This window comes from Colwellia sp. Arc7-D, from assembly GCF_003061515.1.
In the GTDB taxonomy this organism is placed as follows: Bacteria; Pseudomonadota; Gammaproteobacteria; order Enterobacterales; family Alteromonadaceae; genus Cognaticolwellia.
The window spans coordinates 3662940-3678459 of sequence record NZ_CP028924.1 but is presented as its reverse complement, the minus strand read 5'-3'; the positions used below and the strand labels follow the sequence as shown (position 1 = coordinate 3678459).

Annotated in this window: 14 protein-coding genes and 1 riboswitch; of the genes, 5 read left to right on the top strand and 9 right to left on the bottom strand. The window is 37.6% G+C overall.

The features are described from left to right. Positions 1 to 277: 277 nt before the first annotated feature. Positions 278 to 1612, bottom strand: coding sequence for a PAS domain-containing sensor histidine kinase (locus tag DBO93_RS15860; RefSeq protein ID WP_162533804.1), 1335 nt, complete (start codon positions 1610 to 1612; stop codon positions 278 to 280). A gap of 431 nt (positions 1613 to 2043) precedes the next feature. Here DBO93_RS15860 and DBO93_RS15855 point away from each other — a divergent pair, with 431 nt between their 5' ends. Then, complete coding sequence (locus DBO93_RS15855) at positions 2044 to 2676, top strand: N-acetylmuramoyl-L-alanine amidase (RefSeq protein ID WP_108457210.1); 633 nt, start codon at positions 2044 to 2046, stop codon at positions 2674 to 2676. A gap of 37 nt (positions 2677 to 2713) precedes the next feature. On the opposite strand, the gene thiE is transcribed toward DBO93_RS15855, so the two are convergent. Genes thiE through thiC form a run of 5 tightly spaced genes read right to left on the bottom strand, consistent with a single transcriptional unit; the run spans position 2714 to position 8555 of the window. After that, positions 2714 to 4330 (bottom strand): thiamine phosphate synthase, encoded by a 1617-nt coding sequence (gene thiE, locus DBO93_RS15850; RefSeq protein ID WP_108457209.1) that lies wholly within the window; start codon positions 4328 to 4330, stop codon positions 2714 to 2716. Then, positions 4330 to 5133: a thiazole synthase gene (locus DBO93_RS15845; RefSeq protein ID WP_108457208.1), complete on the bottom strand. Its 804-nt coding sequence runs from the start codon at positions 5131 to 5133 to the stop codon at positions 4330 to 4332. The genes thiE and DBO93_RS15845 overlap by 1 nt, the downstream gene beginning before the upstream one ends. Positions 5134 to 5136: 3 nt before the next feature. After that, positions 5137 to 5355, bottom strand: a complete 219-nt coding sequence (thiS, locus tag DBO93_RS15840) for a sulfur carrier protein ThiS (RefSeq protein ID WP_108457207.1) — start codon at positions 5353 to 5355, stop codon at positions 5137 to 5139. Between the two features lie 48 nt (positions 5356 to 5403). Next, positions 5404 to 6579, bottom strand: a complete 1176-nt coding sequence (thiO, locus tag DBO93_RS15835; protein ID WP_108457206.1) for a glycine oxidase ThiO — start codon at positions 6577 to 6579, stop codon at positions 5404 to 5406. A 17-nt stretch (positions 6580 to 6596) separates the two neighbouring features. Further along, complete coding sequence (gene thiC / locus DBO93_RS15830) at positions 6597 to 8555, bottom strand: phosphomethylpyrimidine synthase ThiC (protein WP_108457205.1); 1959 nt, start codon at positions 8553 to 8555, stop codon at positions 6597 to 6599. Between the two features lie 91 nt (positions 8556 to 8646). Next, positions 8647 to 8745: riboswitch (TPP riboswitch) on the bottom strand. Positions 8746 to 9051: 306 nt separating this feature from the next. Here thiC and DBO93_RS15825 point away from each other — a divergent pair. Genes DBO93_RS15825 through DBO93_RS15815 form a run of 3 tightly spaced genes read left to right on the top strand, consistent with a single transcriptional unit; the run spans position 9052 to position 11226 of the window. Then, positions 9052 to 9945, top strand: a complete 894-nt coding sequence (locus DBO93_RS15825; protein ID WP_108457887.1) for a mechanosensitive ion channel family protein — start codon at positions 9052 to 9054, stop codon at positions 9943 to 9945. Between the two features lie 27 nt (positions 9946 to 9972). Beyond that, positions 9973 to 10704: a 16S rRNA pseudouridine(516) synthase gene (locus DBO93_RS15820; RefSeq protein ID WP_108457204.1), complete on the top strand. Its 732-nt coding sequence runs from the start codon at positions 9973 to 9975 to the stop codon at positions 10702 to 10704. 48 nt (positions 10705 to 10752) lie between these two features. After that, a complete protein-coding gene (locus DBO93_RS15815; RefSeq protein WP_108457203.1) occupies positions 10753 to 11226 on the top strand; it encodes an FKBP-type peptidyl-prolyl cis-trans isomerase in 474 nt (157 codons plus the stop codon). Between the two features lie 59 nt (positions 11227 to 11285). Here DBO93_RS15815 and DBO93_RS15810 read toward each other — a convergent pair whose 3' ends face one another. The 3 genes from DBO93_RS15810 to DBO93_RS15800 all read right to left on the bottom strand — a co-directional run bounded on the left by DBO93_RS15810 (position 11286) and on the right by DBO93_RS15800 (position 14789). Further along, positions 11286 to 12659 carry a sigma 54-interacting transcriptional regulator gene (locus DBO93_RS15810; RefSeq protein ID WP_275403654.1) on the bottom strand — a complete coding sequence of 458 codons (1374 nt, stop codon included), beginning with the start codon at positions 12657 to 12659 and terminating at the stop codon, positions 11286 to 11288. Positions 12660 to 12738: 79 nt separating this feature from the next. Beyond that, positions 12739 to 13326, bottom strand: coding sequence for a hypothetical protein (locus DBO93_RS15805; RefSeq protein WP_108457202.1), 588 nt, complete (start codon positions 13324 to 13326; stop codon positions 12739 to 12741). Beyond that, positions 13326 to 14789, bottom strand: coding sequence for a HAMP domain-containing sensor histidine kinase (locus DBO93_RS15800; protein WP_108457201.1), 1464 nt, complete (start codon positions 14787 to 14789; stop codon positions 13326 to 13328). The genes DBO93_RS15805 and DBO93_RS15800 overlap by 1 nt, the downstream gene beginning before the upstream one ends. A 403-nt stretch (positions 14790 to 15192) precedes the next feature. Here DBO93_RS15800 and DBO93_RS15795 point away from each other — a divergent pair, with 403 nt between their 5' ends. Next, on the top strand, positions 15193 to 15498 hold the full coding sequence (locus DBO93_RS15795; protein WP_108457200.1) for a hypothetical protein: 306 nt from the start codon (positions 15193 to 15195) through the stop codon (positions 15496 to 15498). Positions 15499 to 15520 lie beyond the last annotated feature (22 nt).

The following is a 15520-nucleotide window of genomic DNA, read 5'->3' as shown; positions in this document are numbered from 1 at the left end:
ACCTCTGTATGACTAAAATATTTCACGAGTAACTTAAATAAATGAGTAGTGGCTAATAGCTATCTATTAATATTATAGCTTTGATTTAATATGCGCTTTCACTGTGTGCTTATCGGGGATGAATAGTTTAGCGAATAATCAGGTTGGCACCATGATGCTTTTAATACTCTGATTATTGCTTTCATCATATAGTAAACATATTTTAAACCAGTAATTGAAAGGACTAATTTATATCGAGCCTTATTTTTAGGCACTATTTATATTGAGTATGACAAGCTTAGTTTGGTTTTTTCGGCCATTTAAATATGAAAGTGCTACCTTTTCCTACTTCTGATTCAACTCTTATTGTGCCACCAAGTAATTCAATATGCCTCCGGACAATAGAAAGCCCCATGCCACTGCCTTCAACTTGGTCACGTGGTTTAAGTGTTTGCAGCATTTCAAATATTCGTTGATGGTATATTGGAGCAATGCCAGGGCCGTCGTCTTTAACACTTACGGTATATTGAAGATTACTTTCTTTTATATCAATTTCGATTAAGCCATTCTCTTTATTATGATGTTTGATAGCATTATCTATAAGGTTTAATAAAATTAGCTGTAATGGCATTTTATTAACCTTAAGCGGTAAAAACTCCTTGTTAACAATCATGCGAAAACCATCAGGTATAGAAGCTAATAAGGTTATATCTTGAATGAGTTCATCGCCACTGATCATTTCATCGTAGCTTTTTTCAGGTTTAAGGCCTATGCGAGAATATTCTAGAAGATCTTTTAGTAGTTTTTCCATTCTATGAATTCGGCTACGCAAAAGTAACAAGTTTTCTTTGCTGCTGTTATCTAAACGTTCGCCTAAATCTTCTTCTAGCCAATGTGAAATGTTTTCAATTACCCGCAGAGGCGCTTTTAAATCATGTGAGGCAATATAGATTAAGTTGTCTAATTCACTATTATTTTTTTCAAGTGCTTTAATTAAGTATTCATGCTCAAAATATATTGCTTTGCTGTGGGTTATATCATTCATACCACCAATCATTTGTATTGCTTTGCCGCTGTTATTAAATCGTGCTTGTCCTTTTGAATGAAACCAATACCAAGATTCATCTTTCGCTTTCATGCGAAACTCAACATTATAAGGTGTGTTATTTACTATGTGACTATTGAGCGCGTTGAGGGTGTTATCTTTATCTTCAGGGTGCAGCTGTTTAATCCACTCATCAAAAGTATGATGTTTTTTATCAAACTCAATACCAAGTTGGTCAAGCAAACTACCAGAAAAACCTAAGGTATTAGCGGTTATATTCCAGTGCCATATAATGTCAGCACAACCGTCTAAGACTAGCAGTTCTGCATTTATAGATGATTTTTCTTGGGTATTTTTTTGCAAATAAAGTACTACAGCGAAAAAGCATACTAACACTGCTGAAAATAGGCTAAAGCCAATTAATAAAAAATCAAATACGGTACCGTTATTTAGCATCGAAAAAAAATGGGGTTGTGGTATTAACTTGCTGCTGTTAATAAAAAAGCCAGCTAAAATGAAGATGCCAAGTAAAAAAGCATATAAAGCAGCAAAAATTATAAATGGTTTGTTAGTTGATTTTATTGTCATTTTTATCCACTTTCGAAGACTCATTTTAAATAGTAGAGTTTTTAGCTCTGAAAATACAATACTAAATTTAAAATGGGGATCCTTTTCTTTTAACACGCTACTAAATTTCACTAAAAATTTATAAGCACTTGAGTAAGCCATTTAACTGACATTGTTTTGTCTTCAAAAGCAGCTAAACTTTGTTGTGATAATTAAAACTAAATGTGGCGACTTTGGGTTTGCTTTATCAGCATCAGGCACGTTATTAATTGCTACCTAATAAATTATTTACTCTCTATGAAGTCATACACCAAATGGTGCTATAGCGAGTTAGGTGGAAATTAGCTCATTAACTGCTTTAAAAGCATCATTCCTCATTGGCTGTACCTCTCCTCATTTTTATAATTGCTCTAGCATAACTGCAAGTAACATCTTTAATAAGGATAACTCCGATGTTTCCAGAATATATTGTGCTCCATACAGCTGCTTTTACTGGCAAAAATTGTGACCGAGATATGATTGACCAATGGCATAAAGCACGAAATTGGTCAGGTATTGGCTATCATTTTGTGATTTTAAATGACCAGCATGACCTCAAAATCGACGGTGAAATTGAAATAGGTCGATTAACCAATAAAGCGGGTGCGCATGCTTTAGGATTAAATAGCCGTTCTTTAGGTATCTGCTGTATTGGTCACGGTGATAAATTTGATTTTACACTTGCTCAATATAAAAGCCTTTATGGCTTAATAGAACAGTTGATGACAGAGTTTTCAATACCGTTGGATAAAGTTATTGGTCATCGAGAGTTAAATGAATTAGTGAAAAAAAATATTATTTCATCGCGTTATAGAACCAGTAAATCTTGTCCTGGGACTAAAATAGATATGGACGTTATTCGTAATACATTGTCTCAAAGTCACTCGTTGGTGAAAGATGAAAAAGCAGAAATTGATCTACAAAGTAAATTAGCGATGAATAATGCCATTGCCATTCTACAAAAACACCGAGCTCAATTTCCTAATGCCCAAGATGAACTTGATGAGTTTATTAACCATCCTGAAATTATTTCAATGACCCGGTAATTATTATTGTTCCGCGTTTAACTTAACTTAACTTAACTTAAGTTAAACGCGCTTGCATAGCTTGAGCTGCGATAATGGGGTGCTTAGCTTCGGTGATAGCGGTAACAACTGCAACCGCATTCACTCCTGTGCTCCATACCTGTTCTAGTCGTTGTTGGTTAATGCCACCAATGGCGACTACAGGAATAGTATCTGCTAGTGCCAAAATCTGCGTTAAGTTCGTTAATCCTTGAATTTGGCCTGTCATATTTTTGGTTTTTGTTGGGAAGATAGCACCAATAGCAAGATAAGAAGGCTGTAGTTGCTTTGCTAATAAAAACTCATAACAGCCATGAGTACTGATACCCAAACGTAAACCCGCTTTAGCAATAGCGCTTAAATCTGCACAGTTCAGATCTTCTTGGCCGATATGAACGCCATATGCCCCGTATTTAATAGCAAGTTGCCAATGATCGTTAATAAATAATCGACACTTATAATCACGGGCCATTGCCACAGCTTTAGCTATCAGTGGTTCTACTATTTTTATATCGTTATTTTTAATACGCAGTTGAATAATATTTAAATTCAAAGGTAATAATCGCTCGAGCCAAGTCAGAGAACCTATTACAGGGTAAAGGCCAAGCTTTTCTACATCGGCTAAATTGAGTGACTTGAAACAAGGTGATGACTGAAACCGCCGATAAAGTGGGTTGACAATAACGGGGAAGTCCGTTGGTTTTAAAGGCCACATACCTTGCTCAAATGCACCATAATAGCGATTTATTTCACTTTTATTATTGATATTGGCGTTAACTATTTCAGTACTTATTTCAGTTGTTAACGATAAGCCTTGATTAATAAACGCTTTAGTCAGTGTGAAGGCATCACGCAATAAATAACCATGCGCTAGAAAGCTCGCTAGTGCACTGGCAAAGCTGCAACCACCGCCATGACTATAATTTGTATCAAGTTTAGGTGATTGCAAAGTGAATAACTGGGTTTTAGTTATAGCTTCACTCGGTGTAGAGCTTAAGTTTTGTAAGCATATATCAGTGCAATATGTTTTAGCGTTACTCGATATTTCAGCGGTCGCATGTCCGCCTTTAATGATCACCGCGTTACAACCTAAAAGTAAAATATTTTCCGCCATGTTAAGTGTATCGTTGTTGGATCGTTTTTCGTGAAGGGCATTTAATTGCTTCGCTTCAAAAACGTTTGGTGTGATGACATCAATTAGTGGGAGTAGTGATACTAAGTTGGTGGCCGATAATGTTGTTAAGCAATCACCGACACTCGCTTGACCAACAGGATCATAAACCACAAGTAAGTCAGGCAATTGCGCTTTAAGTGACAATAGTAATGCGACAAGCCAATTGATTTGCTCGCCGTTAGCAATTAAGCCTATTTTTATTACAGCTGGCGGCTTATCAATACGTAGAGCTTGTGCTTGCTCGGCTAAAATTTTCACATCAATGGGATTAATCGAGCTTACTCGTTTGGAGTTTTGTACGGTATTGGCGGTAATTAAATGGCAGACCTCAACCTTGAGACTATGACCGGTTTTAATATCAGCAGCAATTCCAGCACCTCCTGAGCAGTCGGCACCGGAAATGCTCCAAATTATTGGCTTTTTTGTCAACTTGCTGGCGAGAAACGAAGGGTTTATGGTCATTACATATGTTCCGGTTGATGCCAAAAAGGCGTATCTAGCGTTGGCGTGCTCGGGTGAGCAGTCTGACGCTCAGGCATGGTTCCGGCGATATATGCAGATTCTCCTGCTGAAACTGCTCTTGCGAAAGCTTTTGCCATCAGTATCGGATTATCGGCAAGGGCAATGGCGCTATTAAGTAGCACGCCGTCATAGCCCATTTCCATGGCAATACAGGCATCTGAGGGTTTACCAATGCCAGCATCTAGTATCAATGTCGCTTCCGGTAATCGTTGGCGAATAGTGGCCAAGTTATATGGGTTCATTAAGCCTTTACCTGTGCCAATTGGTGAAGCCCACGGCATGATTACTTGGCAACCTAGAGCATATAAACGTTGGCAAATGACTAAGTCATCGGTGCAATAAGGTAAAACCTTGAAGCCATCCGCAAGGAGCACTTCGGTAGCGATCAGCAACTCTATTGGATCAGGTTGTAAATTGTAATCATCGCCAATAACTTCAAGCTTTATCCACTGGGTTTGAAATAACTCTCGGCTCATTTTAGCTAAGGTTATCGCTTCTTTAGCACTTTTACAGCCTGCTGTATTTGGTAGCAAAAAGCCTTGATTCTGTTTAACGGTTTCTTGAATGTAACGCCAAATTTTATCACCTGACTCGGCCAGTGGGTTTTGACGTTTAAGTGATAAAGTCACCACTTGTGAACCGCTGGCTACAATGGCTTGTTTCATCACTTCAGGTGATGGGTAAAGCGCAGAGCCAATTAATAGACGACTATTTAGCGGTTGACCATAAATGTTAAGTGACATGCCTTAACCTCCTACAATTGGGAAAAGTACATCAATACTGTCTTTATCGCTCACAAAGGTGTTTTGGTATTCATCTCGACCAACAAAGTCCCCATTAAGTGCTAGCGCAAAGCTTTGCTGTTGCTGGTTTTTGGGTAATGTTTTTGTTAATACCATTTCGATACTATTTTTCTTTGAACTGTTAGGCAGCTCAAAAGCGTTGCCATTAATATATATTTTCATTGTTATCTCCTCTATTCGCAGAAATGTTATTGCGATTGCAGCTGTGCTTTAACAAGAAATATTGCTCATAGATTGGCTAACCGGTAACCAATGAGCATATTGATAATTATCAACTGACTTTTTCTGCTTTAGCATTATATTGTCGACATGCTCTACTACTTGAGCAAGCACTACTGGGGCAATTAAGAAGCCATGACGGTATAAGCCATTGACTTGTATTAGGGCATTATGCGACATGATTTTTGGTTGATTGTCGCTAAAAGCCGGACGCAGTTGGCTAATATGTTGACGAATATTAGCTTCAGCAAAACCCGGATGAACACTATAAGCTGCACTAAGTAACTCCATGGCTGAGCGTACTGTCATGGGCGCGGTGTCATCACTTTCAATTTCTGTCGCTCCAACGACAAAATGGCCTTTACCCTTGGGTGCTATATAAATTTGATAGCGCGGATGCATGAGTCTAATCGGTCGTGAAAGATTAACTTCAGTACTGAAAAGTTGAAAAATTTCACCACGAACAGCTCGTAAATCTTTAAGTTCAGCACTGAGTTGATTATTGCGTTTAATTGATTTTTTTGCGCCAACTCCCCGACAGTCAATGGCAAGGTCAAACAGCTGATATTGGCTGCTATTACCACAAGTTTGAAAACGAATATGACAGCCAGCACTAAAACTGTCTGTTTTTATGGCAATAACTTCAGACTCGCTGTGCCATTTAACGCCTTCATCGATTAATTGCTGACGTAAAGCGAGCAGTAATTTTCGATTACCAATTTGGCCTTCCTCTGGTAAATATAATGCTTGTGAGAATTTACGGGCAAGTTCTGGTTCTAGTGCCGAAAGCTCGGTTCTATTTAGCTTTTGTTGTGTATGGTTTGGGTAATTATTCGCAAGAAATCGCGTTAATCTTTGGTAGTCAGCTATGTCTTGTTCATGACTAACAACGAGTGAACCTGTTTGCTGAAAAAAATTATAACCAGACAATGTGCTAAGCAATTTTGGCCATAGCGGTAAAGCAGCAAAACCCATTTCAACAATGTTGGCAGGGCTATGCATAGCTTCGCCAAGCGGTGTTAATAAACCGGCGGCGGCATAAGCCGCACTTTGCTGAGCGTTTTTTTTGTCTTTATCGAATAGCGTTACTTGGTAGCCTTGTCGATTTAACGACAAGGCTACCAAGCGGCCCATTAGGCCGGCGCCTATAATAGCGATGGTTGGCATAATTAAGCTAAATTGCGCTATTGGCTAAACGATTTTGTAACGGGATGATAAAGCTCGCTGCCGCTGGCTTTAAACTCGACAGATTTTTCTGCCATGCCTTGTGCTGAAATGCTGATAGTTTCATCAAGTAGTTTGATTTCAATGCTCTGTTCAGTGTTTGCAGCATTGCTTAAGTCTGCAGCATAGTCTCGCACTTCTTGCGATATTTTCATCGAGCAAAACTTAGGGCCACACATCGAACAAAAATGCGCGACTTTACCTGACTCTTGTGGCAATGTTTCATCGTGATAAGCACGTGCTTTTTCAGGATCTAAACCAATATTAAATTGATCATACCAACGAAACTCAAAACGAGCTTTTGACATGGCATTGTCACGGATCTGTGCGCCCGGATGACCTTTGGCTAAATCACCAGCATGAGCCGCGATTTTATAAGTCATCAAGCCCTCTTTTACATCTTCTTTGTTTGGTAAACCTAAATGCTCTTTTGGCGTTACATAACAAAGCATGGCGCAACCATACCAACCTATATTCGCGGCGCCAATACCTGATGTAATGTGATCATAGCCAGGTGCAATATCTGTCGTCAGTGGCCCTAAAGTATAAAAAGGCGCTTCACCACAATGCTTGAGTTGTTCAGCCATATTTCTTTCAATCATATGCAGTGGTACGTGACCTGGACCTTCAATAATGGTTTGAACGTCATGATTCCATGCTATTTTTGTTAACTCACCTAAAGTGCGTAATTCAGAAAATTGTGCTTCATCATTGGCATCGGCAATTGAACCCGGACGTAAGCCATCTCCTAGAGAAAATGAAACATCGTAGGCTTTTAATATTTCACAAATATCTTCAAAATGGGTGTAAAGAAAGTTTTCTTGATGATGTGCTAAGCACCATTTTGCCATGATTGAACCGCCGCGAGAGACAATGCCAGTCAGGCGTTTAGCGGTCATCGGGACATATCTTAATAATACGCCCGCATGAATAGTAAAGTAGTCAACACCTTGCTCTGCTTGTTCAATTAAAGTATCTCGAAATATTTCCCATGTAAGGTCTTCAGCGATACCATTAACTTTTTCTAATGCTTGATAAATAGGCACTGTGCCAATGGGAACCGGAGAGTTGCGAATGATCCACTCTCGGGTTTCATGAATATAACGACCAGTCGAAAGATCCATCACAGTGTCTGCTCCCCATTTTGTTGACCAAACGAGTTTTTCTACTTCTTCTTCGATAGAGGAGGTTACGGCAGAGTTACCGATATTAGCGTTGACTTTAATCAAGAAGTTTCGGCCGATTATCATAGGTTCCACTTCTGGGTGATTAATATTGACGGGAATAATCGCACGACCTCTAGCGACTTCTTCGCGAACAAACTCTGGCGTAATTGTTTCTGGAATACTGGCACCAAATGATTGACCTTGGTGTTGTTGCAGCAACATTTCGTCTTTAACTTCTTGTCTTTTCATATTCTCACGAATGGCAATATATTCCATTTCTGGCGTAATAATACCTTGGCGTGCGTAATGCATTTGCGTAACGTTTTTACCATTTTTTGCTTTACGCACTTTGGGCAAATGTTCAAAGCGAATATGGTCCAGACCTTCATCCGCTAAGCGCTGTTGGCTATATGTCGACGTTTTTCCTGATAAGAATTTAACATCCTTGCGTGACTCAATCCAGCTATCACGTAAGCGAGGTATTCCTCTATGCACATCTATATTGACGGTGTCATCGGTATAAAACCCTGAGGTATCGTAGACACATAATGGTTGGTTTTTCTCATAGCTAGGATTGTCTTGATTACCATTAATTAAGGTGTCAGATAACGAAATTTCACGCATGCCCACACGGATATCGTGAATTTCACCCGCAACGTAAACTTTGTTGGAATTTGGAAAAGATTGATCGGCAACGTTTTTTAAAAATTGTGTTGCTTGGTTTCGACGCTCGCGTCTTGATATTGAACTCATGTTCTCTCACCTGTTTTTATAAAATAAAAGTTAGGCGGAGCTTTATGGGGTAGTAACGAGGAATAGCACTTAACGCAAAATATACTCGCGTTAAATGCTACTACTTGTTCCCTTCGCAGATGTTAATCTAATCAGGTTCTACGGATCCCGCTTTCGCGATCTCAGCCCTTTGGCACTCCGACAAGTCAAACGTTTAAGTTTTTTAATATGCTTAAATGTGGCTAGATTCTAGCCTGATGATTTATTGATAAGCAACCGTTATTTTATTTTTATTATGATTAGTGGTTACCTAAGTTATTGAAAATAAGTATATCTGGCATGTTTTAAGCTGCTCAATAACAGGTTTTGTGCTTTTGGTTTATTCTTAATCAGCGAAAACGAACATAGCTTAATAATTATGAACTTTATCTAGTAATTACTAATAATATTGTAAATTAAGCGGAAAATTGTCGTACTATAGGCACACTGAGTAATGAACATTAAATGGAATGAATTTATGGCTGAATCTAGTCCCGAAAGCACCACTGATCAGGTTATAAAAACCTTAGATCCCGCAAGCTTACTTAAAAATGAAATTGACCAAGTCGGCCGGATTTACAATATTATTGTCGAATTTTTTACCAATTATAGTTTTCAACTTATTGGTGCGATAATCATTCTGATTATTGGTTTTCTTTTTGCGGGTAAAATAGCCAACATAGTACTCAGGTTATGTGAACGACATAAACTTGATGTTACCTTAAGTCGCTTTTTAGCGAACGCGAGTAAAATGCTGATTGTGGTGATGATTGGTATCATAGCCTTAGGTAAATTAGGTATTAGTGTTACCCCTTTTATTGCCGCTATTGGTGCTATTTCACTTGGTGCGGGTTTAGCACTGCAAGGGCTGTTATCTAATTATGCCGCGGGTTTTAATATTATCATTATCCGACCTTTTGTTGTTGGAGATACTATTGCCGTACAAGGCGTTCGAGGTTTAGTTAAAGAGGTACTTTTAGCCTATACCATTTTGACTGATGAAGATGATGTAGAAATTACTATTCCCAATAAGCATATTGTCGGTGAGGTTTTACATAACTCCAAACATGATTCGCTTTTAGAATTGAGTGTTGGCATAGATTATAGTGAAAATCCGTTAGAAGTTGTGGCAATGCTTGAAGATGCACTTGGTAAGCTAGATATCGTCAGCAAAGCCCGTAAGCCTTTGATTGGTATTGATGCCTTTGCTGATAGTTCAATTAATATAGCGGTGCGTTTATGGACGCCAACTGAAAATTTATATAGTTCGAAATATAAGGCCTATAAAGAAATTTATACCACGTTGGATAATGCCAATATTAAAATACCATTCCCACAACGTGATATTCACCTTATTAAAGATTTGGTTTAGCGCGTTGCTTTTTAGTCGTTACTAATTGTGGCATTAAATAAGGCGAGGCTAGATCGATATTTAGCTCAACATTGCCAAGTCAGTCGCAAAAGAGTGCGATTGATTTTGGCACAAAATAGGGTGTTGATTAACGGCGAAATTGCTCATGACGCTGATGAAATAATCGATACCTTTAGCCACATAATATTTGATGGTCAGGTAATCCAAGATAACCCTCCCTATTATATTATGCTTAATAAGCCAATAGGTGTGGTAAGTGCTACCCGTGATACTCAGCATAAAACAGTGATTGATTTACTTAGCTGCTCTTACAAAAGCGAACTGCATATTGTTGGTCGTCTTGATTTAAATACTTCAGGTTTAGTATTAATGACGAACGATAGCCGTTGGTCTGAACGTTTAACCTTACCTGAGAAGAAAGTAACCAAGCGCTATATGGTGACGTTAAAAAATAAACTTGATGAAGAGTACGTGCAGGCGTTTGCCAAGGGGATGTACTTTGCTTTTGAAGATATAACCACGAAGCCGGCAAAGTTAACCATAATTTCTGACTATCAAGCACAAGTTGAGCTTATTGAAGGGCGTTATCATCAAATTAAACGCATGTTTGGTCGTTTTCGCAACCCTGTAATGGCTCTGCATCGATGCGCTATCGGAAACTTAGCACTTGATAACAACCTAGCGGCAGGAGAAAGTAGAGAGCTGACAAAGTTGGAAGTTGCAGGTATTGATAGAGGTAGCACAGTATTTGATTTGTAAACTTTAAAATAATAAATAATAAATAATAAATAATAAATAAGGAATAAAATGACTAAGTACATCTTGTTAATCATAGTGTTAGGTTTAATTGTAAGCTATTTTATTCGCAGTAATGCGAACCAAGAGGCGGCAAAAGTAAATGCACTTCAAGCCGAGCAGTTTTTACAAAAAAATAAACAGCTTGAAGGTGTTATTGAAACTGATTCTGGATTGCAGTATCAAGTATTATCAGCAGGAGATGGCGAAACACATCCTGTGGCTAGCTCAAAAGTGAAAGTTCATTATCATGGGACTTTACTTGATGGCACAGTTTTCGACAGCTCTGTTGAAAGGAATCAGCCGATCAGTTTTGGTTTAAATCAGGTAATTAAAGGCTGGACTGAAGGCTTACAGTTAATGGTTACTGGAGAGAAAACCCGTTTATTTATCCCCGCAGCTCTCGGCTACGGAAATAGTGCAACAGGTAAAATACCCGCAGGTGCCTTGTTAATATTTGATGTTGAATTATTAGCCATTGATTAAGTCATTTAAACGGTAATTATGATGAAATAACCGCCATAAAAACTTTGGCGGCAATGACTTTACTCATCTCTGAATGCCTCTGCAGACAAATGATGGCGGTTAAGTAATTTATAAAATTCAGTACGATTTCTTTGTGCTATTTTAGCCGCTTGAGAAACATTTCCCGCGGTTATTTTTAAAAGCTTGGCGAGGTAGTCACGTTCAAATTTATCTCTAGCTTGTACAAAAGAAGGTAAAATAGTGGCTTTATCGCGTAGGGCATTTTTTACTAACATTTCGCTAATGAGTGGCTCATTAGATAAAGCGACTGTTTGTTCAACAACGTTTTGTAATTGGCGAATATTTCCAGGCCAAGTAGCACTGATCAATATCTCCATCGCTTCTTGTGAAAAGCCGGTAATATTAATATGAGATTGTTCAACAGACCGACTTAAAAAATACTGGGCAAGTAATGGGATGTCTTCTCTTCGTTCACTTAACGGGGGTAATTCTAATTCAACGACGTTAAGCCGATAATATAAATCTTCACGAAAAGTTTTATCTATTATGGCTTGCTGTAAGTTTTTATGAGTTGCTGAAATAACTCTTACATCAACTTTTATCGATTGTGTGCTACCTACAGGGCGAACTTCTCGCTCTTGTAATGCTCGTAAAAGTTTGACCTGAAAATTCATGGGCATATCACCAATTTCATCTAGAAAAAGCGTTCCGCCATCAGTCGCTTGGAATAAACCAATATGATTTTTTTCAGCACCAGTAAAGGCACCTTTAGTGTGACCAAACAGTTCTGACTCTAATAATTGTTCAGGAATTGCAGCACAGTTTATCGCGGTAAATGTTTGTGTGTGCCTTGGACTAGCTAAATGTATAGCTTTAGCTAACAGCTCCTTACCTGTGCCGCTTTGGCTATGGATAAGTAAGCTAAAGTCGCTTTTTGCGACTTGTTTACTTTGTTGTAAAAGTGACTCCATTATTGTGCTGCGACTAATAATTTTATCACGCCATTGGCTATCTACTTGATTATAGTTCAGCTCTGCTGGTTGCAGTCGAATAGCCTGCTGCACTATATCGAGTAACTCTTTACTTTCAAATGGCTTAGTGAGAAAGCTAAATACGCCTTGTTTTGTGGCATTGATCGCATCAGGTATTGTGCCGTGGGCGGTCATAATAATTACCGGAATATGGGGATGTTTAGCTCTAATTTGTTCAAACAAGGCCATACCGTCCATGCCTTCCATTTTTAGATCGCTGATTACTAATTGCGGGTGAAAACTTTCTAGTCTTCCTAAAGCTATTTTGGCATTTTTTGCTGATTCAACTTGATAGCCTGCCGCGGATAAACGAATACCCAGTAATCGCAATAAGCTAGGGTCGTCATCAACGATTAAAATTTTACTATCAACTTCAGCGATAGTCTGATTAATTTGGGTCATGAGGTATTCTCGGTATTTATAATGTATAAATTTAGCTAGTTAGCGTGGCATTAAACAAATATTCCGCTTTAACTTCTAATTACTGATCGCGCTTATCAATAGCTTGTTCAATATCTTTTAGCTGCTTAATTGTTTGTTCTAATAATTTAACCTGCTCGATTAAATTCTGTTGTATTTTTATGGCATTTTGTTGCTGCATAGAGCCAGTTTTTTGGAAGTTTTCTTGTTGTAATTTTTGCTCCGCTATCAATCTATTTCTCATTAACAATCGCTGATTTAACTGATCATGTAATAACGAAATAAGGGCTTGCTCGCTAGGCGTAATAGATGCGAATGCAGCATCGTTTTCTTCATTTTTTAACTTATTTAATAACATTTTTGCGTGAAAACTATTATAAATAGGTGACTTGGGTGAGCTGTAAAGTAAGAGCAATTTAATTTGTGCGTTGTAGTTAGGCGATTCATTAGATATTTGCTCTACCTGCGTTTGCTGTTTTATCACCTCTTCTAAAATTTGTTGTGGGCTCAGCTGCTGCAACGCTAGGTAATACTCACCATAAGTTAAACGAGAATTAACGTTATTTGAGGTAAGTTGGCACCCTGAAGATAACACTATAGTCATACACAATAGTGAAATTACAAAAAAGCGTTGCTGACTATAGGCCATTAGACTTGTTCCTCTTGATAAAAAGCGCGTGGCAATGTTATTTGTATTCTTGTGCCTTGACAATTGTTTGGAACATTTAACACTTCAATGCTGCCGTTAAGACGTAATAAAAGTTCTTTAACAATGGTTAGGCCTAAGCCGCTTCCTTTTATAATACTGATTTCAGGTGGGGGACCTTGGTAAAAAGCATCAAAAATTTTGTTTTGATTTTCTTGAGCTATCCCTATTCCTTGATCGCTAATTTGGAGTTGTAATTGCTCGTTGGATAGAGAGGAAGAAATATTTATTTCGCCTTCATCGGGAGAGTACTTTATGGCGTTGGATAATATATTATCAATAATAACGGCTATTTGTTTGCGGTTACTAATTAAAACGATGTCATTTAAGTTTTTGTTAAAAGTCAATTTTTTACGTTTTATGTCTAATTTTCTATCTGAAATAACTTGCAAAACCACGTCATTTATTTGTATTAATTCTGAGTCTTGTAAACTTGTAGAGTCGAGTACAATATTGAAGTCGAGTAGATCTTCAATGTGTTTTTGCAAACGAAATACACTGTCTTTAATGATATGAGCAATTTCTTGTTGTTCTGCATTTAACTCACCCACACTATTGTCGTATAGCAATTCAGTGCCTTCTCTAATAGCAGCTAAAGGTGTTTTTAATTCATGTGATATATGACGGATAAAGCTTGATTTTTGCAACTCTAGCGCTTGAAGTCGTGTCCGCATATTTTCTAAAGCCTGTGCTATTTCTTGAATTTCTGGAGAGCCATGCACATTAATTTCATGATCAAAGTTTCCTTGCTGTAATTGAAAAATATTTCGAGTTAATATTTTCAATGGGCTCGTGATTAAGTAAATAAATATCGCGGCTAAAAGTATACTCACTGGAATAATAACTAAGCTTTGTATCATAATATCGCGAACGGCCTGTGCTGCTTGCTTTATGTTATTAATGTATGTTGTGTTAAGGACGTTACTGCGCTGGGTAATGTTTTCATAAATAGTGTTCAAAGCATTAAATTGAATCTGTAATGGCTTGAGTATTGTACTGTCAGTGGGGGGCTTTGTTTCAGCTTCTGGTATTGTCGACTCTATCAGCTCAGTGATAGTTAGGGCGTAGTTCGTTAGCAGGTCTTGAAATTTGTTGTCTTGGCTTGCAAGCATTAGTTGCTCAGCCAAATGTAAAATCTGTTTACTTTGCTCAATATAATTTTCGGCTAAAGCAGGGTCGCGTAAAACTAAAAATTGTGCAGCACTTCGTTCCAACTTAATTTGGCTGCTTTTGAGTAATTGTTGCTGATCCAATATTTTCGTAATATCTGTAATAGCTTCTGCACTTTTATTCGCTAGGGTATTAACTTGTGATGCCCCAAAAATTAATGCGATTACCAATGGCAAAGCAACTAAGCCAAAACCTAACAGGGTTAACGACTTTATTGATAAGCTTTTCAGCGTCAAACTCCTTTTATGTGCTCGACTAATTAATTTTGTTAAATTCCCCACAATGCTTATTACGGCCTCTTAGCTAAATATATACCACCGTAGTGTTAGCTAAAAACATGAAAAAAACAATGGTGTCTCAAAATGGAGACAAAAATTTAACAGTACTTTTTATTTTATAAGTTATTGTTTTTTATTTGATTTTACTTTTATTTTAAGTTTTATAATTGGTTTTTTTTAAATCATAGCGATAAGTTGTTGCTAGATGGTGACACTATATTTGATTTATTGAAATTAATTTATTATTAATCATAGGGTTATGTTTTGGCATGACATGTGCAGTACTACATCAGTAAGTAGTATTTTCCATGTTTGACATAGTTAATTATGTCCTCTTAATTAATAAAAAAAGGATTCAGGTATGAACAGTTTTAGTTTAAAAACACTTTCAATTACGGTAGTTGCGGCATCACTAGTATCAAGCATAGTATTTGCTGGAAACGATGTTAGCAAATCACTCCCTAAAATGTCTGATAAAGCAGCATCTTTTTCAAAATTAGTAGCAGACTATGATATGGATAAAAATAATACCTTAAGCATTGCCGAAGTAGTAAAAAATGATATGTTAACGAAAAACTTCGCTAAAATTGATGCAAACAGCGATCAAGAAATTAGTGAAGAAGAATTTAATCAATATTTAGCAAATATGAAAAAATCTTTGCTATAGTTGCTTAGCTATGAGCTAATAG